The organism is Francisella sp. 19S2-4, assembly GCF_036281795.1.
In the GTDB taxonomy this organism is placed as follows: domain Bacteria; phylum Pseudomonadota; class Gammaproteobacteria; order Francisellales; family Francisellaceae; genus Francisella.
This window is the reverse complement of the sequence record NZ_JAWUZH010000004.1, coordinates 24659-43520: the sequence shown is the minus strand read 5'-3', so window position 1 is coordinate 43520 and position 18862 is coordinate 24659. Positions and strand designations below refer to the sequence as shown.

The following is an 18862-nucleotide window of genomic DNA, read 5'->3' as shown; positions in this document are numbered from 1 at the left end:
TTTTGTCAGTGAATGATAATTATTATTCTTTTTGTATAGATCGGTGCTTGCAAAGTTTAATAGATTAAGAGATTATAAATTTAATTACATTTGTAAGATGTAATTTGGGATAGGATTAATCAAGGAGAAGAGTTATGAAAAATAAAATACCTTTAACGATAGCATTAACAGCTTCTATGTCATTTGGTGTAGCTTTAGCTGAGCAGGCAAATACTTCAACTACCCAAGGCTCCTCAAGTGCTGTAAGTAGTCAAACTGCTCCTAGTGATGCTAGTTGTGGTAGTAAGTGTGCTAGTGGATCTTGTGGTTCTAATAGTAAATCTGATAAAACACAGCCAACAAGTCAAAAGTCAGTTAAAGCTCAAGATAGTAGTTGCGGTAGTAAATGTGCTAGCGGATCATGTGGTAGCCACGCTAAGTCTAATTCTGGCAATACTGATGCTAATCAAGTACAAGATAGCTCTAGCCAAGATCAAGATATAGAAGCTTAATTATTTTCTAATTTTTAAATTAAAAAGTTTTAAAATAACGTTATGCGAATAACTGAAAAAGCTCAAGGTATTGGCTTAAGGTCTGAGCATCAAAAAACATTATCAGCTAGAAAGGTTGAGGGTATTGATTTTTTGGAGCTTGCACCAGAAAACTGGATGGGTTTAGGAGGGTTTAAGAGAGATTATCTTGATAAAGTTGCTAGTATTTATCCTATAATTGCTCATAGTCTTAACTTATCAATAGCTGGTTTTAGGCCGTTAAATAAGGAATTTCTAAATAACGTTAAAGATTTTTTAGATTATTATAATATAAGCATATATAGTGATCATTTATGCTTTACTGATGATGAAAAGGGCTATTTATATGATCTTTTGCCTGCACCAAGAGAAAAAGAAGTTATTACATATATATGTGATAGGATTGGACAGGTTCAAGATATTATTAAAAGACCGTTAGCTTTAGAAAATATTTCATATTACTATCAGTATGATAATGATATGGATGAGCTTGAATTTGTTAATACTATTTTAGAAAAAAGTGGTGCTAAACTTCTTCTTGATATTAATAATGTTTATGTCAATGGCCAAAATCATAATTATGATCCATATGAGTTTATAGCTAATATAAAAAAAGGAAGTATAAGCTACTATCATATTGCAGGACATTATAAAAGTGATGATTTTATAATAGATACTCATGGTAGAGATGTTATTCAAGAAGTAAAAGATTTAGCTAAATTTACAATTAAGAAACATGGTTGGCATCCTTTGTTGCTTGAAAGAGATAATTTTGTTCCAGAGTTAGGTGACCTTGTAGCAGAATTAAATAATATAACTAGTTTTATAGGTAATTAGATATGGATATCTCTGATATTATAAAAAGCAAGATGAAAAATTTTACTAGTTTTATTCGTTATGGAAACTCAAGTGATAAATCTGTTCAGATGTATAGAGATTTTATTATACAAAATATATCAAGTGTTTTGGAGAATACTTTTCCATATTTTAGTTCTTATTTATCACTAGATTTAAAAGACCAAATTATAAAAATATTTCTAGAACAAAACTCTTCTTTTGATCCTGCTTTTCATCAAATAGCAACAGAATTATTAGTGTGTTCAAAGAGCGTTAAAATGTCAGAGCAGTTATCTAAGCTAATGGAGTTTGAATGGTTACTTTATGCTATAGAAATATCTGAATCTAAAATTTCTCAAAGTAGTAAAATAAATAAAGATATTAAATTTTCTAATATAAAAGAAATCAATATAAACCCAACCCTTGAACTTATATCACTACCATTTGATGCAAATAACCTTGACTATAATATTGATGCTAAGGAAGAGCAATCTTACATTGTTTATCGTGACTTAGATCATCATACTCATTATCAAAATATATCTCCTATAGAGTTTGCAATGATAAGTTCAATATTAGAAAGAGGTATTGAGGTTTTTGAGTTAACAGATTTTAAAAATCTAGATGATCGTTATAAGAAATATCTTATTAAACAATTAGTCGTATGGAATAATCAAAATATAATTAATTTATCAATATAAATAGTAAGTGTTAGTTTATTTAAGGCCTAGTTTAATAAGGTCATGCATTGTTACAACACCTAGAACATGATGATCATTATCTACCACAGCAAGACTCATAATTTCAAACTCTTCCATTTTTTCTAATGCTGTCATAGCCATATCATCTTTAGATACAGTCTTAGGATGCTTACTCATTACATTAGAAATTGGTATATGAGAGTTAAAACTATCAGATTCGAATATCCTACGTAAGTCACCGTCTGTGAATATACCTAGGAGCTTATTGTTTTCACAAGTAACTAGAGTATTTCCTATTCCTTTACTGCTTATTTCAAGTATTGCACTACGGATAGTATCTGTTGGGCTTATTTTAGGGATTTCAATTCCTTTACGCATAATATTTTCAACCCTTAAAATTAGCTTTCTTCCAAGTGCTCCACTAGGGTGTGAAAATGCAAAATCTTTAGCAGAAAAGTTTTTTGCTTTGAGTAAAGCTATTGCTAAAGCATCGCCTAAAACCAAAGTGGCTGTTGTACTTGAGGTTGGGGCTAGATTTAATGGACATGCTTCTTTATCGACGCCAAGATTTATATGAACATCACTATTTTTAGCCATTAATGATTCTGGATTGCTAGTTATTGAAATAATAGGTATATTAAGATGTTTAATCATGGGCATTAACCCCATTATTTCACTTGAGTTACCAGAGTTTGATATGGCTATTAATACATCATTAGGAGTGATCATACCGAAGTCTCCATGGCCAGCTTCACCTGGGTGGACAAAAAATGCTGGGGTGCCAGTACTAGCAAAAGTAGCCGCTATTTTTTTACCTATATGGCCAGATTTGCCCATTCCTGTAATAATTACACGTCCTTTGTTATTAGTTAGGATAATATCACAGGCTTTTTTAAAACTTCCCCCTATAGAATTTTTTAAGTTTTCCAATGCTTCTATTTCCATCTTAAAGGCTTTTTTCGCATTTTCTATATGGCTCATTTGGTATTTATCCTCTATTTAAAAAAGTTCACTACTAGTTAAGGTTTTTAAATTGCGATTTGTTCAAATATTTTATACTGTTATGTTACAATTATCTCTAATATTTTATACTATAAAAAAATAAATATTATGAAAAAACTTCAAATTAATCCTTCTATTCTATCTGCAGACTTAGCAAGATTAGGAGATGATGTCAAAGCTGTTTTAGAAGCTGGTGCAGATAATATTCATTTTGATGTTATGGATAATCACTATGTACCTAATCTTACTTTTGGCCCTATGATACTCAAAGCGCTTAGAGATTATGGTATTGATGCAGGTATGGATGTTCATCTTATGGTGAAGCCTGTAGATAGTCTTATTGAAAGTTTTGCTAAAGCTGGAGCCAGTAGTATTGTATTTCATCCAGAGGCAAGTGAACATATCGATAGAAGTTTGCAACTTATTAAATCTTTTGGTATCAAAGCAGGTCTTGCACTTAATCCAGCTACAGGGATTGATTGTTTGAAATATGTTGAGAATCATATAGATAGAGTTTTAGTAATGTCTGTAAACCCTGGTTTTGGAGGGCAAAAGTTTATTCCAGCTATGCTTGATAAAGCTAAAGAAATTTCTCAATGGATTAAATCTACAGGTAGAGATATTTTATTAGAAATTGATGGTGGTGTTAATCCAAGCAATATTGCGGAAATAGCTTCTTGTGGAGTTGATGCCTTTGTTGCAGGATCTGCTATATTTAACTCACAAGATTATAAAAAAACTATAGAATCTATGAGGAATGAGCTTGCTAAAGTGTAATAAGCCACTTATTTATCTTAAGATTATTGAGATAATAATTTCTGTAATAATTGTATTGCTAAGTTATTCAATACCTTTACATCTTTTAAAATATAATACAAGTAACTTTAGTAGTTTTAATTTTCTGGCAACATTTATAGTGATAACTTCTTTGTTTGTTTTTCTTGTCAGTGAGTATACAAATGGAGAGAAAACTTCAAAGTCAAGAAATGTTCTAAAAGTACTATTATGTTGTTTATCGATTACTATAATAATAACTTCACTAGCTTTTTTTCTAAGAGGATTTTCATTCCCAAGAAGTCTAATTATTTTAGGTTTTCTAATTCAGTTTATAGTTTTATCTTTATTAAGAGTATTTTTTAGAAGTTTAATGAGGAAAACTATAAGAAATAAAATATTGATTTTAGGGTTAGAAGATGAAAATAAATGGATTTTTGAAAAAGCAAAAGGTTCTAAATTACCTAATGAGCTTATTACGGGATATCTTAGCTTAGATAATGAGGGTTTTGATTTATCAGAGATTATCAGTAAACATACTAAAGTTTTTATCTCGGATAAAGCTTTAAAAAAAATGTCTGATAATGATTTAGTAGTACTGAGTAAATATGGTATGGAAATTGTTCTGATCCCAAGAAAATATGAGATATCTATTTGGGGAGCTATACTTGTGCCATTAGGAGATAGTATGGCAATGAGTGTTAAAAACTTTGGTTTATCTTTTGAAGCTCAAGCTATAAAAAGAATTTTTGATATTGTTTGTAGTAGTATTCTTATTGTATTGAGCTTACCTATAATGCTTATAACGGCGTTAGCTATTTTTTTAGAGGATAGGAAGTCTCCTTTTTTTGTACAGGAGCGAGTTACAAAAAATAATGTAAAGTTTAAACTCATAAAGTTTAGGAGTATGAGACCTGGTGCGGAAGCTCAGACTGGAGCTGTGTGGTCATTTAACTCTGATGACAGGGTTACTAAAATAGGTAAAATAATTAGACCTATATGGATTGATGAGCTTCCACAGTTTTTTAATGTATTAAAGGGAGATATGTCAATAGTTGGACCTCGCCCTGAGAGACAAGAGTTAATAGATGAATTTACTAAGAGTATTCCTGAATTTATTTATAGAACAAAAATCAAAGCAGGCATTACAGGGTATGCTCAGGTTCTCACTAACTATGAAACATTACCTGAAAATAAATTAAAGCTCGATTTGATTTATATTAGACGGTGGAGTTTTATTTTTGATTTGCTTATTATTATTGAAACAGTAAGAGTTATATGTAAAAAGATTATAAATTTATTTTTACCTAAGAATAAGGTAAAAAATATACAAGTTAAAGAAACCAAAAATAAAAATTATATAGAGTATATTTATGAATAAAAAAATATTAGTAACTGGCGGTACAGGTTATATAGGCAGTCATACTGTAGTTGAGCTTTTAGATAGAGATTATGATGTCGTTATAGTTGATGATTTATCAAATAGTAAAGAATCAGTCATTGCAAGGTTAAAAACTATCACAGGCAAAGATTTTGAGTTTTATAAAGTTAATCTTTTAGATAAGCCAACTTTAGAGACTATTTTTCAGAATCATAATATTGACTCTGTAATACATTTTGCAGGGTTTAAAGCTGTTGGAGAGAGTGTCAAGAAACCCTTAGAGTATTATCATAATAATATTCAAGGAACTATAAATTTGCTTGAGTTAATGCAAGATTATAAAGTTTATGATTTTGTTTTTAGCTCTTCAGCTACTGTTTATGGAATGAATAACGAGCCCCCATTTACAGAAGATATGCCTCTGAGTACGACAAATCCTTATGGTGCTACGAAGTTGATGTTAGAAGAAATCTTGAAAGATCTTCAGAATGCTAATAATAAATTTAATATTACTTGTTTAAGATATTTTAATCCAGTAGGAGCTCATAAAAGTGGTATGATTGGTGAAGATCCTCAAGGAATTCCAAATAATCTCATGCCATATGTTGGTCAGGTTGGTGCTGGTAAGTTAGCTAAACTTAGTATTTTTGGAGGAGATTATGAGACTAGAGATGGTACTGGGGTAAGAGACTATATTCATGTGGTAGATCTAGCAATTGGTCATATTTTAGCATTAGAAAAGCTCTCTCAAGATAAGCCTGCTTGGAGAGCATATAATTTAGGCTCAGGTAATGGATATTCTGTATTAGAGCTTGTTAAAGCTTATGAAAAGGCATTAGGTAAGGAAATTCCATATCAAATAGTAGATAGGCGAGCGGGTGATATTGCTGCAAGTTTTGCAGATGTTTCCAAAGCTAAAAAAGAGTTAGGTTTTGAAACAAAAAAAACAATAGATGATATTTGCTTAGATATGGTTAGATGGCAAAATTACGTGAAAGAGAATAATATCTAATAAAATGAATATAGTTATTATAGATCACTATGCTACTAGAGCTTATAAAGGTAAAGGTGGGCGTCAGTACTACTTTGCTAGAGAACTAGCTAGAAAAGGTCATAATGTAAAAGTGGTTTGTGCTAATGTAGATCATCATAGTGATTATATTATTGATACAAATAAAAGTATTTCTAAGACTCTAGAAGATGATAATGGTAATGATTGGGTTTTTGTAAATACATTAAAATATAAACCTGTACAATCTAAGCGAAGATGGTTAAATGTTTTAGATTTTTATTTTAAGCTTTTCTTTTTTTATAAAAAGATAATACCTAAAGATACAGATATTATTATTGCTTCTAGCGGGCCTCTATCAACCCTTCATGCCGGTTTACACATTGCAAAGAAAATGAGTATTCCTTGCGTTTGTGAAGTCAGAGATTTGTGGCCACTCTCTATAGTTGAATATTCACGTTTAACTGATAAGAATCTAATTATAAAAGCCTTATATAAGCTAGAAAAATGGTGTTATAAAAAAGCGGCTGCAATAGTGTTTACTATAGAAGGTGGTAAACAATACATTAAAGATAAAGGATGGGATAGTGATATAGATCTTGAAAAAGTTTACTATATTAATAATGGAGTTTGTTTAGAGACATTTAACAAAAATAAAGAAAAGTATGTTTATAGTGACACTGATTTAGATAATCCTAATATATTTAAAATTGTTTATACAGGTACTATATCGAAAGTAAACAGGATTAAAGAACTTGTTAATCTTGCAGAACAGCTTAAAAATAAAAAAATAAAAATTATTATTTTTGGTGAAGGTTCGGAGGAAAGTAAACTAAAAAACTATTGTTTATCAAAAAGTTTAAGCAACATAGAGTTTAAAGGAAGAGTCGAGAAAAAATATATTCCGTCAATCATATCAAAAGCAGATTTAAATATTATTGTTATCGATGATAAACCAAACTTATATAAGTATGGTATTTCAATGAATAAGTTATTTGAATATCTGGCATCAGCAAAACCAATAATATTAACAAATCCAGCCGAAGACTATAATTTTATAGTGAAAAGAGGTTGTGGACTGAATGTCTATCCTTTAACTACAGACAATATAATTAATGCGATTGATAAAATATATTTATTAGATAGTCATAGTAAAGAGAAATATATTTCTAACTCTATACATCAAGCTAATAGTTTTGACTTTAAAAATCATGCAGAAAGATTAGAAAATATTCTTATAAAGGTTAAAAATGATTATGAAAGCTAGTTTATTAGAAAAGATAAAATCTAAAAGTATAACTATAGGAGTTGTTGGTTTAGGTTATGTAGGTTTACCTTTAGCTGTAGAGAAAGCCTTGGTTGGATTTAAAACAATAGGTTTTGATATTCAAAATGTCAAAGTAGATAAAGTTAATAAAGGTGAGAACTATATTGGAGATATTATTGACTCTGATTTATCAAAGGCCGTTGATAGTGGTTTATTGAAGGCTACGAATGACTTTAGCTTTATAAAAGATGTTGATTTCGTGGCTTTATGTGTACCAACACCATTAGATGCTTATCAACAACCAGATATTAGTTATGTGAGAGATTCTGCAAGAGCAGTAGCAAAGTACCTTAAAAAAGGTGCTATGGTAGTACTTGAATCAACAACATATCCAGGTACTACAGAAGAGCTTCTAAGACCAATTTTAGAGGAAGGTTCTGGGATGAAATGTGGAGAAGACTTTTACTTAGGTTTTTCACCAGAGAGAGTTGATCCAGGTAATAAGCAGTTTAAAACAAAAAATACCCCTAAAGTAGTAGGAGCAATAGGTGAAGATGCCAAAGAGGTTATTTCTGAGGTTTATAGGCAAGTCTTAGAAGGAGATGTATTTGTAACATCTACACCAGCAGTAGCTGAGATGACAAAGATATTAGAAAATACTTATAGAAATATAAATATTGGTCTAGCAAATGAGATGGCGATCCTTAGTGAAAGAATGGGTATTAACTATTGGGAGGTTGTAGAAGCTGCTAAAACTAAACCATTTGGTTTTCAGGCATTTTATCCAGGCCCTGGGTTAGGTGGACACTGTATACCTTTGGATCCGTATTATTTATCCTGGAAAGCTAGAGAGTTTGGTTTTCATACTTCTATGATAGAAGCATCTATGATGGTTAATGACCGTATGCCAGAGTACTGTGTGGAAAGAGTCTCTAAGGTTTTAAATAAATATAAAAAGTCTATAAATGGCTCAAAAATATTAGTGCTAGGTGTTGCCTATAAAAATAATATTGATGACTATAGAGAAAGTCCTATCTTAAAAATCATAGATATTCTTGAGTCAATGGGAGCAAATGTTGAGTTTTATGATCCGTATATTAACGAATATAAGTATAAAAATATTAAAAAAACTGGCTTAAAAGATTTGAGTACTAGTAATTTAAATAGTGCTGACTTAGTTTTTATAGGAGCAAATCATAGTAGTTTTGACTATGACTTAGTGCAAACAAATGCCGAAGTTATTTTTGATGCTAAAAATGCAACAACTAATTTAGTTGATAAATCTAATGTTGAGGTTTTGTAAAAGGAGTATATGAAAAGTATAATAATTTTATATCCTATAGGTGTTAAAAAAGGTGCTCCTGCCTATCAAAGAATAAGCTCATTTGTTAACTTTTATAAAAAAAATAATATAAAGGTAATATTTAAATATACTCCTAACAGTTTTTATTCAAGAATTAAACTAATAAAGTTTATGTACAAAAATAAAGTCTTTAATATTTTCATTTCTATGCCACCTTTTAGAAATTGGACATTTTTTTTAATTCCATATATTAACTTAATACTAGATATAAGAGACGGTTGGTCTATCGCAATTAAAACTGGGTATGGTAATACAGTTAAACCAAAAAAAATAAAGAGTTTCTTTGCTAGGCAAATTGAAAAAATAGCAATATATAGGAGCCATCTATCTATAACATGCACTAATGGTTTACAAGAGTATCTCAGAAAGTTGTCATCAAAAGATATTTTATTAATTACAAATGGCTATAATGAAAATGATTCAAAAATTGTTGAAAGCTATAGTCATAGTGTGAAGTCTCCAAATAAACGTAATGAAAAAGTTGCAGTATGTGTTGGTAAATTTTCAGAATATGGTGTTGATAAGGTTAAGACTATTTTATTCAGATTAAATAGAGAGAAAGTTTTAGTCAAGCTTATTGGCTCTAACTTTGAACAGAATAAGTGGATTTTTTCATTTTTAAAAAAACATCAGTTAAAAAATATAAGTTTAGAGATTTTGCCAAGGTTAGATAGAAAGCTTATGTATATAGAAATTTTGAAATCTGATTATGGCTTATCAATACTTAGAGACCCTAATTACGACTTTGGAACAAAGGTTTATGATTATATACTCTGTCAGAAACCTATTCTAAATTATTTTGATAAGGATAATAACTTTACTATTTTTTTTAAAAAGTTTCTTGATTCTTATGAATATAGTAGTTCAAGTAATAAATCCTTTCTAAGAGAAAAGCTGATTTTGGAGCATAGAGTAAGTTTGATTAAGGCATTAAAATGAGAGTATTATTATTAGAAGATCCAAACTCATCACATACTATAAAATGGGCAAAAGCATTAGCAAGAAATGATATTACTATACTAATATTCGGACTTAATAGTCTTTTAGTTAGCGATTATGATAATATTTCAAATATTGAGGTTAAAACATTAAATCAGATAGTTACTGGAACAAGTAGATTCCTTATAAAACTTAAATATCTTAGAGCTTTACCGTTATTAAAAAAGGTTATTAAAAATTTTAATCCAGATATAGTTCATGCACATTATGCATCAAGTTACGGCTTGCTTGGTGCTTTGAGCGGTTTTCATCCTTTTATTATCTCTGTGTGGGGTAGTGATGTTTTTGATTTTCCAAGAACTAATTTAATATGTAAAAAAGTCTTAAAATTTAATCTTAGAAAAGCTGATAAGATACTTTCAACTTCTCATATTATGGCCAAAGAGACTAATTTATATACAAATAAAAATGTTGAAGTAACTCCATTTGGTATAGATTTAAATCAGTTTAAACCGATGAAAGTAGATAGTTTATTTTATAAGGATGATTTAGTAATAGGTACTATTAAAACTCTTGAAGAGAAATATGGTATTGAATATCTAATACGAGCTTTTAAAATTGTCTGTGACAAGTATACAAACTTACCATTAAAATTGCTTATTGTAGGCGGGGGTAGTTTAGAGTATAAATTAAAAAAACTTACTGATGAACTAGATATTCAAAATAAAACAATTTTTACAGGTAAAGTGCCATTTGAAGATGTTCCAAAGTATCATAATATGCTGACAGTATCAGTATCAGTATCAAATAGTGAGAGTTTTGGGGTAGCAATAATAGAGGCGTCTGCTTGTAGTAAACCTGTGATTGTATCGAATGTGGGAGGACTTCCTGAAGTTGTGGAAAGTAATGTCACTGGTTATATAGTTCCACCTAAAGATTCTATTAAGACAGCAGAGGCAATTGAAAAGCTAATATTAGATGAAATAATGAGAAAACAGATGGGAGTAAATGGAAGAGAAAGAGTTAGGAAACTTTATAATTGGGATGATAACGTAAAGCAAATGATAAATATTTATAAGGATATTATAAATGCTTAAAGTATTGACAATATTAGGTGCAAGACCACAGTTTATAAAAGCCGGCTCAGTAAGTCGAGAAATAAAAAGGCAGAAGGAAGAAGGTAGATGTATTGAAGAAATAATCGTTCATACAGGTCAGCATTATGATGCAAATATGTCTGATATATTCTTTGATGAGATGAAAATTCCAAAGCCAAACTATTTTCTAGGTGTTGGTGGCAAATCTCATGGTGCTATGACTGGTCAGATGATTGAGAAAATTGAAGAAGTTGCTCTTAAAGAAAAGCCTGATTGGATAATGGTCTATGGAGATACAAACTCTACTCTAGCTGGAGCTATAGTTGCTAGTAAGCTACATATTAAATTAGCTCATATCGAAGCAGGTCTACGAAGCTTTAATATGAATATGCCAGAAGAAATAAATAGAATCTTAACAGATAGGGTTAGTAGCTTACTTTTTTGTCCAACTAATACGGCTATACAAAATCTTAAAAATGAAGGATATGATAATTTTAATTGTAAAATTATAAGTTCTGGTGATGTAATGCAAGATGGAGCTTTATTCTACAAAAAATTAGCAAAGAAACCTTCAACCTTTAGCCCTCAATCTTCTAACTTTATCCTTTGTACTATTCATAGAGCTGAAAACACTGATAATATAGATAGATTGAAACAAATTTTTTCAGCACTTAATGAAATTGCCAAAGAGAAACAACTAATTTTACCTCTTCATCCTCGAACAAAAAATATTTTAGAGAAATATGATATTTCTTCTGCTAATTTAACAGTTATTGATCCAGTAGGCTATTTAGAAATGGTTTGGTTAATAGATAATTGTGAGCTTGTGATGACAGATAGTGGAGGTCTTCAAAAAGAAGCTTATTTTTTTGCTAAGCCGTGTATTACTCTAAGAGATGAGACTGAATGGGTTGAATTAGTTGATCTTGGAGTAAATATCCTTGTTGGAGCTGATAAAACAAACATATTAAAAGCCTATAATGATCTAGATAAAACTAAATTGAATTTCTCAAATAGTTTATATGGAGATGGTAATGCTAGTAAAATAATTGTAGAAACTATTTTAAGCTATGAAGGTGAATAAATGAAAAACTTTGCATTAATTGGAGCTGCTGGGTATATAGCGCCAAGACATATGAAAGCTATTAAAGAAACTGGTAATAGTCTGGTTGCATCATATGACGTGTATGACGGAATTGGTATTATGGATAGCAATTTTCCAGAAGCTGAGTTTTTTACAGAGTTAGAAAGATTTGAGGATTTTATAGAAAAATTCAATAGAAAGAATCAAATAGATTATATAGGTATAACTACACCAAATTATTTACATAAAAGCCATATTCGTATAGCTCTCAAAAATGGGGCTGACGCTATATGTGAGAAGCCTCTTGTTTTAAATCCATCAGATATAGATGAGTTAAAGCTTATAGAAAAAGAGACTGGTAAAAAAGTTTACAATATTCTGCAATTACGGCTACATGATTCTATTATCGCGTTAAAGGAAAAAGTTACAAAAGAGCTAAAAGAGAATCCTAACAAAATATATGATATAGATTTAACATACTTAACAAGTCGTGGTAAATGGTATTTTGAATCTTGGAAAGGTAAAGAAGACAAGTCTGGAGGTATAGCATCAAATATAGGTGTTCACTTCTATGATATGCTTTGTTGGATATTTGGAGATGTAGAAGAAAATATCATTCATATTAAGCAAGCAGATACAAATGCAGGATACTTCAAATTAAAGAATGCTACTGTTAGATGGTTTCTTTCCGTAAACTATGACTATATTCCAGAAGATGTAAAAGCAAAAGGTCTTAAAACATATCGTTCTATTACTGTAGATGGTAATGAGATAGAGTTTAGTGGAGGCTTTACTGATTTACATACAAAAAGTTATGAGCATATTCTATATGGTGGTGGCTTTGGGCTTGATGAGGCTTATGGATCTATTCGTACTGTTTCAACTATTAGAAATTTACCTGCTATTGGTCTTGAAGGAGAGTATCATCCGTTTTGTGAGAAGGTAGAAGGTAGAAGGTAGAAGGTAGAAGGTAGAAGGTAGAAGGTAGAAGGTAGAAGGTAGAAGGTAGAAGGTAGAAGGGAAATGGCAAGTAGTTATCGTGATTTAGTTGTGTGGCAAAAGGCTATGGAACTTACAAAACAAGTCTATGCACTTACCAATAACTTTCCAAAAGAAGAAGTTTATGGTTTAACTTCTCAAATAAAAAGATCTTCAATATCAATTCCTAGTAATATAGCTGAAGGAAAAGGTAGAAACACGGACAGAGAATTTGTAAGATTTTTACAAATATCTTTGGGCTCATTATATGAATTACAGACTCAATTAGAGTTGGCAAAGAGTTTTAACTATATAAACGATATAGAAAATATTCTAAAACTATCAATAGAGATTGAAAAAATGTTAAACAAATTAATAACAGTAAAAGGAGGCAGAAATGTCTAATAAAAAATCTTCTTCCTTCTTCCTTCATCCGTCCTCCTTTATGGATGATAATGTAACAATAGGCGAAGATACTAAAATCTGGCATTTCTGTCACATTCACTCAGGTGCTCATATTGGGTCTAAATGTTCACTAGGACAAAATGTAAATGTTGGTAATAATGTTAAAATTGGTAATGGTGTCAAGATACAAAATAATGTTTCTGTATATGAGGGTATAGAGCTTGAGGATTACGTATTTTGTGGTCCCTCAATGGTTTTTACTAATGACTTAACTCCTAGGGCTAAATACCCTAAAGGTAAAGAAGCATATAAGAAAACATTAGTTAAATATGGTGCATCAATAGGCGCAAATGCAACTATAGTGTGTGGCAATACTATAGGTAGATGGGCTATGATAGCTTCTGGAGCAGTTGTGACAAAAAATGTGGCAGATTATGCTTTAGTTGCAGGTATACCCGCTAAGCAGATAGGCTGGGCTTGTGAATGTGGTAGTGTACTTAAGAACATAATTAAATGTGATGATTGTAACAGAAAGTATAAGTTAGAAGATAATAAACTGGTGCAAATATAATGGAATTTAGAGACTTAAAAGCACAATATAAGGCTTTGAAAAAAGAGATAGATACAGCTATTTTTAACGTTTTAGAGTCTGGACAGTATATTGACGGAGTTGAGGTTAAAGAGCTAGAGAAAGAGCTAGCTGAATATGTCGGAGTTAAGCATTGTATAACATGTGCTAATGGTACAGATGCTTTGACGATTTCTCTTGCAGCGTTAGGTATTGGCAAAGATGATATTGTTCTAGTACCTGACTTTACATTTTTTGCATCTGCTGAATCTGTAGCTTTTGTAGGAGCTACTCCGGTGTTTGTGGATGTCGATGAGCAGACATATAATATTTGCCCAAAGAAAATTGAAGAAACTATTTTAGAATTACAGCAAAAAGGTTATGCCAATCAAGTAAAAGCTATAATGACTGTTGACTTATTTGGACTACCTGCAGATTATCCAGAAATCCAAAAAATAGCCGATAAATATAACTTATTAATAATAGAAGATGCTGCTCAAGGATTTGGTGGTAGTATTAATGGTCAGAAAGCTTGTAGCTTTGGTGATATAGCTACAACTTCATTTTTTCCTGCTAAGCCTTTAGGCTGTTATGGTGATGGTGGGGCTATTTTTACTAATGATGATGAGTTGGCAGCTTTTATACGCTCGTATGTGGTGCATGGTAAAAATGGCAATGACAAGTATGATAATATTCGTATAGGTGTTAATTCTAGATTAGATAGTATTCAAGCAACTATTTTACGAGTTAAATTAAAAGCTTTTAAAAACTATGAATTAGATACGGTAAATAAAGTAGCAGATAAATATAATCAAGAGTTAAAGAGTAAAGGACATCAGTTACCATATATCCCACAAGGGTATATTTCTAGTTTTGCCCAATATACTATTAGGTTCGAGTCAAAAGAGGCTAGAGATAATTTACAAAAAGAGTATGCTAATAAAAATGTGCCAACTATGATTTATTATAATAAGCCAATGCATAAGCAAGGAGCTTTTAAAAATAAATTGATAGAGTTGGATTGTTTTACAGGTTCTCAAGACTTGTGTGATACTGTTTTGAGTTTGCCGATTAATTTATATGAGAAATTATGATTTATGAAATTTGTGGTTTAAAGTATGATATTAATACTATAAATTTAGACGAAAGTTATTCTACTATTTTGTCCAATGAGCTTGAATTATATAAGATTTATACTAAGAGTAGTGAAGAAAATACAATATCATTAAATATTGAGTCAGTTGATGACTATCCTTATTTTTATAAATCAAGCCTATGTAGTCCTAGTATTATGGAAGCGTCACAAAACTATTTGATTATAAAAAATGGTAGTCTGTTACTACAGTATGTGTTTAATAGTAGCAAGGAAGTTTCTGAGGTAAATATTTATATTAAGAAAACTGTTAATAATTTGAAAAAGTTAATATCTAAATTCATAAATATTCAATTCACATCACATGCTGAAGCTATTGGGCAGTTTATACATGAACTGGTTTTTATACCTATCTCTATTCTTTCATCAAGTACAATAGCTGTTCATGCGTCTTCAATATATAACCCACAAACGAATGTGGTAAATATATTTGGTGGAACTGGTGGAGTAGGTAAAAGTTCTACATTACTTGAACATGCTCACAGATATGGAGTAGAATCTAAATTTCTAGCAGATGACTTTACCATATTAAATAGTGATGGAGATGTTGTTCCTAATTATGCATACCCGAAAGTTTATGGTTATAATTTGGTTGGTAAGTTTTCTGAGATGGTTAGTATTAAAGGTCTTTTCAATAATTTCTCCTGGATGTTTAGGAGATCAGTTTTTGGAGAAAATAGAGTAAGAAGAAGGGTATCTCCGAAATGTTTGATGGGTACTGATTTACTTAGTTCATATGGATTATCAAAATGTTACTATATATTGCTAAAGTATAATATTGATAATATAACTGTAGTTGATGTAGATATTGACAAAGCAGCTGAAATTTCATGGAATATTGTTCAAAATGAATATAATCAAGCACTATTTAATTATTTAGTATGGTGTCAATTAGAAATATTTTTAGATAATAAAACATATATACCATCTTTAGCTGAAGTTGAAAATAATTATAAATCCAAATTTAAAAATGTATTTAAAGAAATGCCTATTAAGGTTATTAAGATTCCTAAAAGTTTTAATCATGAGCAAGTTCTTAGTAATATTATTAGTGAGGTTGAAAATATTTAGTGATGAAAATACTTGTTTTTTTAACAACTAGTTTTCCTGCATATGGGGGAGAGCAATTCATTGAGAATGAAATAAATTATTTATCTAAACATTATGATAGAGTTTTCATTATAAATAATAAACCTTTAAATAATCTATGTCGTGATACTCCAAGTAACATTTATGTTGAGTCTGCTTATAATAAAGAGTCTAAGAGAAGTGTTGTAAATATTCTTCTATCTTTATTTAAATTTAAGAAGATGCTTTTCTCAGAGATTCTAAAAGTTGGAATATCTCACAAAAAAATAATAAAAATGATTTCATGGATAGTTAATGCTAATAGCTACCATTATGCGATTAAAAGAATCTATCAAAAATATCAAATTAGTTCTAATATGAAAATAGATTTTTATAGCTACTGGGGGTCTCCTGCAGCATTGTGTCTTGCTAAGCTAAAATCAGATAATAATTGTTTTACCTTTAATCGTTTACATCGATACGACATATATGAAGAGAGACAAGTTGATAATTACCTTCCTTATAGAAAATATATTTATTTGAATAATCATCAGTTTATTATATGCAAATCAGCAGAAAAATATTTATTAGAAAATTATAACTTTATGAATAAGAGTAATATATCTTTATCATATCTTGGAACTGAAAGCATTATAAAATATAAACTATCTTCTAATACTTATGATTTTAACGTCATAAGCTGTTCTTATGTCACAAAAGTTAAAAGGGTTGATCTAATAGCAAAAGCTATAATATTGTTAGCAAGTAGATTAAAAAATATAAAAATTGGTTGGACGCATATAGGTGGTGGTAGCTGTTTGAAAGAGGTCGAAAAGATATTGAAACAAAAGCCAAATAATTTAGATGTGAATCTGCTAGGGGAATTATCAAACACTGAAGTTAAAGAACACTATAAAAATTATGGTTATGATATGTTTATCAATTTAAGTGAAAGTGAAGGAGTCCCTGTGTCTATGATGGAAGCACAAAGTGCTTTTATACCAGTCTTTGCTACAAATGTTGGAGGCGTTTCTGATATCGTAAATAATGATAATGGGTGGCTAGTTCCTAAAGATATATCTCCAGAAGAGGTTACCGATATGCTTTTTCACACTATTACTAATCCAAATTGTAAGGATTATTTGTTAAGTAAAGCAAATTTATCTAACAAACATTGGCAGAAGTTATTTCATGCTGAAAGAAACTATCCTGCTTTTTTAGATGAAGTAGATAGATTAAGTCTAAGATATGATTAAAAAGTTTTTAACTTATGGAATAGGATCAATAGGCTCGGCTGCTATTAGCTTTTTTACAGTTCCTTTTATAACTAGGGTTTTATCTCCTGATAACTATGGTAAAGGTACACTATATATAACTATTATTACACTCTTATTTTACATATCTAATGCTGGTTTAGATATGGGATATATGCGTTTTTTTTATGAGAAAAAAACTAGAGAAGAGCAAGTAAGATTATTTTATCAATGTCTTATTATAGTTTTGAGCTTAGCATTTTTTATATCTGTAAATTTCTTTTTTTTTAGATGTAATATTTTAGACTTTTTCTTTCAATCTAATAGTTTTGTGTTATATTTATCAATTATCTGTGGCTTAACTCTTTATATACTAAATCGCTTTATCATGCTATCTATTCGCATGCAGCAGAAAGCATTTCTATATTCATTAGCGCAGATTTTAAATTCTATAGGTTATTTAATAGGATTATTTGTTTTTTATTATATTTTCAAAATCTTTAGCTTTAAACTCATTATTTATTCTCAGCTAATATCTCTATCTGCTGTTTCATTATTTTTAATTTTGTTAGATTTGGATAGATGGAAGGTTGTAAAATACTTTGATTCATCAGTATTTTACAAAGGATCATTAAAAGAAATATTTAAATATAGCTGGCCATTTATATTTTCCTTTATAACCATTTGGGGAATGCAATATATAGATAGGTTATTTTTAATCAAATATGGTAGTTTCTATGAGTTAGGTATATATAGTGCTAGTTTTACCTTAATTGCTCCATTAGTGGTTTTACAGTCAACCTTTGGGACTATGTGGGTTCCCATAGGTAATAAGCTTCTATTACATACCTCTAAAAAAGCAAAAGTTATATATTCTTTTCTGTACCAAAACTTAATGTCTTTATTTTTTGTTGGCATGCTTTTTGTTTTTTTATTTAGAGAACCTTTGTCTTGGATATTAGGTGAGAAGTTCCGCGAAGCTATCAATATTTTTATGTGGCTTTTATTTATTCCGTTTTTTAATCTTCTAGGGCAATTACTTAATGCAGGTATCATTAAAACTAAAAAAACTATGTGGAATATTTGGGCAAGCATTTTAGGATTCTTAGCTAATATAATAAGTTGTTTTATTTTTATACCTATGTTGGGAGCTGAAGGAGCTGCTTTGTCTTTGGTAATAGGGTCTTTGGTGTTTTTCCTTGTAAAAATGTATAGTAATCAATATCTTTTTCCATATAGGTTAAATAATAAATTTTCAATTTTAAATATAGTATTATTCTGTATTCTATTTGTTATAAGTAGAGAGGAAAATTTAGGAGTAATAATTTACTTTATATGTTTTCTAATTTTCTTATTACAATTAACATTTTTATTTAAGAAAAAAAATATTCAGAGCTTTAAATTACTGAAGAAAACTTTGAATAAAATTTAGGTATTCTCATGTGTAATAATATTGTTATACTTAAGATATTTT

Annotated in this window: 19 protein-coding genes; 18 read left to right on the top strand and 1 reads right to left on the bottom strand. The window is 29.8% G+C overall.

Annotation, left to right across the window (positions count from 1 at the left end; translation table 11 throughout):
• The first annotated feature begins 134 nt into the window (after positions 1-134).
• Genes R8535_RS01650 through R8535_RS01640 form a run of 3 tightly spaced genes read left to right on the top strand, consistent with a single transcriptional unit; the run spans position 135 to position 2047 of the window.
• Positions 135-491 (top strand): hypothetical protein, encoded by a 357-nt coding sequence (locus R8535_RS01650; protein ID WP_329495913.1) that lies wholly within the window; start codon positions 135-137, stop codon positions 489-491.
• A gap of 42 nt (positions 492-533) precedes the next feature.
• A complete protein-coding gene (locus R8535_RS01645; RefSeq protein WP_442902153.1) occupies positions 534-1346 on the top strand; it encodes a DUF692 domain-containing protein in 813 nt (270 codons plus the stop codon).
• A 32-nt stretch (positions 1347-1378) separates the two neighbouring features.
• Complete coding sequence (locus tag R8535_RS01640; RefSeq protein ID WP_329495911.1) at positions 1379-2047, top strand: HvfC/BufC family peptide modification chaperone; 669 nt, start codon at positions 1379-1381, stop codon at positions 2045-2047.
• A 15-nt stretch (positions 2048-2062) separates the two neighbouring features.
• Here the strand turns inward: R8535_RS01640 and R8535_RS01635 are convergent, their stop codons facing one another.
• On the bottom strand, positions 2063-3028 hold the full coding sequence (locus tag R8535_RS01635) for a KpsF/GutQ family sugar-phosphate isomerase (protein WP_329495910.1): 966 nt from the start codon (positions 3026-3028) through the stop codon (positions 2063-2065).
• 129 nt (positions 3029-3157) lie between these two features.
• On the opposite strand from R8535_RS01635, the gene rpe reads away from it, so the two are divergent.
• From rpe to R8535_RS01560, 15 genes are all read left to right on the top strand, one after another.
• Positions 3158-3826, top strand: a complete 669-nt coding sequence (rpe, locus tag R8535_RS01630) for a ribulose-phosphate 3-epimerase (protein ID WP_329495908.1) — start codon at positions 3158-3160, stop codon at positions 3824-3826.
• Positions 3807-5204: a sugar transferase gene (locus tag R8535_RS01625; RefSeq protein ID WP_329495906.1), complete on the top strand. Its 1398-nt coding sequence runs from the start codon at positions 3807-3809 to the stop codon at positions 5202-5204. Before rpe ends, R8535_RS01625 begins: the two co-directional genes overlap by 20 nt.
• Positions 5197-6216: a UDP-glucose 4-epimerase GalE gene (gene galE, locus R8535_RS01620; protein WP_329495904.1), complete on the top strand. Its 1020-nt coding sequence runs from the start codon at positions 5197-5199 to the stop codon at positions 6214-6216. The genes R8535_RS01625 and galE overlap by 8 nt, the downstream gene beginning before the upstream one ends.
• 4 nt (positions 6217-6220) lie before the next feature.
• Positions 6221-7480 carry a glycosyltransferase family 4 protein gene (locus R8535_RS01615; RefSeq protein WP_329495902.1) on the top strand — a complete coding sequence of 420 codons (1260 nt, stop codon included), beginning with the start codon at positions 6221-6223 and terminating at the stop codon, positions 7478-7480.
• Entirely contained in the window at positions 7464-8783 is a 1320-nt protein-coding gene (locus R8535_RS01610; protein ID WP_329495900.1) for a nucleotide sugar dehydrogenase, read from the top strand. The genes R8535_RS01615 and R8535_RS01610 overlap by 17 nt, the downstream gene beginning before the upstream one ends.
• A 9-nt stretch (positions 8784-8792) precedes the next feature.
• A complete protein-coding gene (locus R8535_RS01605; RefSeq protein ID WP_329495898.1) occupies positions 8793-9782 on the top strand; it encodes a hypothetical protein in 990 nt (329 codons plus the stop codon).
• Positions 9779-10879, top strand: a complete 1101-nt coding sequence (locus R8535_RS01600; protein ID WP_329495896.1) for a glycosyltransferase — start codon at positions 9779-9781, stop codon at positions 10877-10879. Before R8535_RS01605 ends, R8535_RS01600 begins: the two co-directional genes overlap by 4 nt.
• Positions 10872-11963 carry a non-hydrolyzing UDP-N-acetylglucosamine 2-epimerase gene (wecB, locus tag R8535_RS01595; protein ID WP_329495894.1) on the top strand — a complete coding sequence of 364 codons (1092 nt, stop codon included), beginning with the start codon at positions 10872-10874 and terminating at the stop codon, positions 11961-11963. The genes R8535_RS01600 and wecB overlap by 8 nt, the downstream gene beginning before the upstream one ends.
• A complete protein-coding gene (locus tag R8535_RS01590) occupies positions 11964-12923 on the top strand; it encodes a Gfo/Idh/MocA family oxidoreductase (RefSeq protein ID WP_329495892.1) in 960 nt (319 codons plus the stop codon).
• A gap of 63 nt (positions 12924-12986) precedes the next feature.
• Positions 12987-13346 carry a four helix bundle protein gene (locus R8535_RS01585; RefSeq protein ID WP_329495890.1) on the top strand — a complete coding sequence of 120 codons (360 nt, stop codon included), beginning with the start codon at positions 12987-12989 and terminating at the stop codon, positions 13344-13346.
• Positions 13339-13917 carry an acyltransferase gene (locus R8535_RS01580; protein WP_329495889.1) on the top strand — a complete coding sequence of 193 codons (579 nt, stop codon included), beginning with the start codon at positions 13339-13341 and terminating at the stop codon, positions 13915-13917. The genes R8535_RS01585 and R8535_RS01580 overlap by 8 nt, the downstream gene beginning before the upstream one ends.
• A complete protein-coding gene (locus R8535_RS01575) occupies positions 13917-15008 on the top strand; it encodes a DegT/DnrJ/EryC1/StrS family aminotransferase (RefSeq protein WP_329495888.1) in 1092 nt (363 codons plus the stop codon). The genes R8535_RS01580 and R8535_RS01575 overlap by 1 nt, the downstream gene beginning before the upstream one ends.
• Positions 15005-16138 carry a hypothetical protein gene (locus R8535_RS01570; RefSeq protein ID WP_329495886.1) on the top strand — a complete coding sequence of 378 codons (1134 nt, stop codon included), beginning with the start codon at positions 15005-15007 and terminating at the stop codon, positions 16136-16138. The genes R8535_RS01575 and R8535_RS01570 overlap by 4 nt, the downstream gene beginning before the upstream one ends.
• A 2-nt stretch (positions 16139-16140) precedes the next feature.
• Positions 16141-17391, top strand: a complete 1251-nt coding sequence (locus tag R8535_RS01565; protein WP_329495884.1) for a glycosyltransferase — start codon at positions 16141-16143, stop codon at positions 17389-17391.
• Complete coding sequence (locus tag R8535_RS01560) at positions 17384-18820, top strand: lipopolysaccharide biosynthesis protein (RefSeq protein ID WP_329495882.1); 1437 nt, start codon at positions 17384-17386, stop codon at positions 18818-18820. The genes R8535_RS01565 and R8535_RS01560 overlap by 8 nt, the downstream gene beginning before the upstream one ends.
• Positions 18821-18862 lie beyond the last annotated feature (42 nt).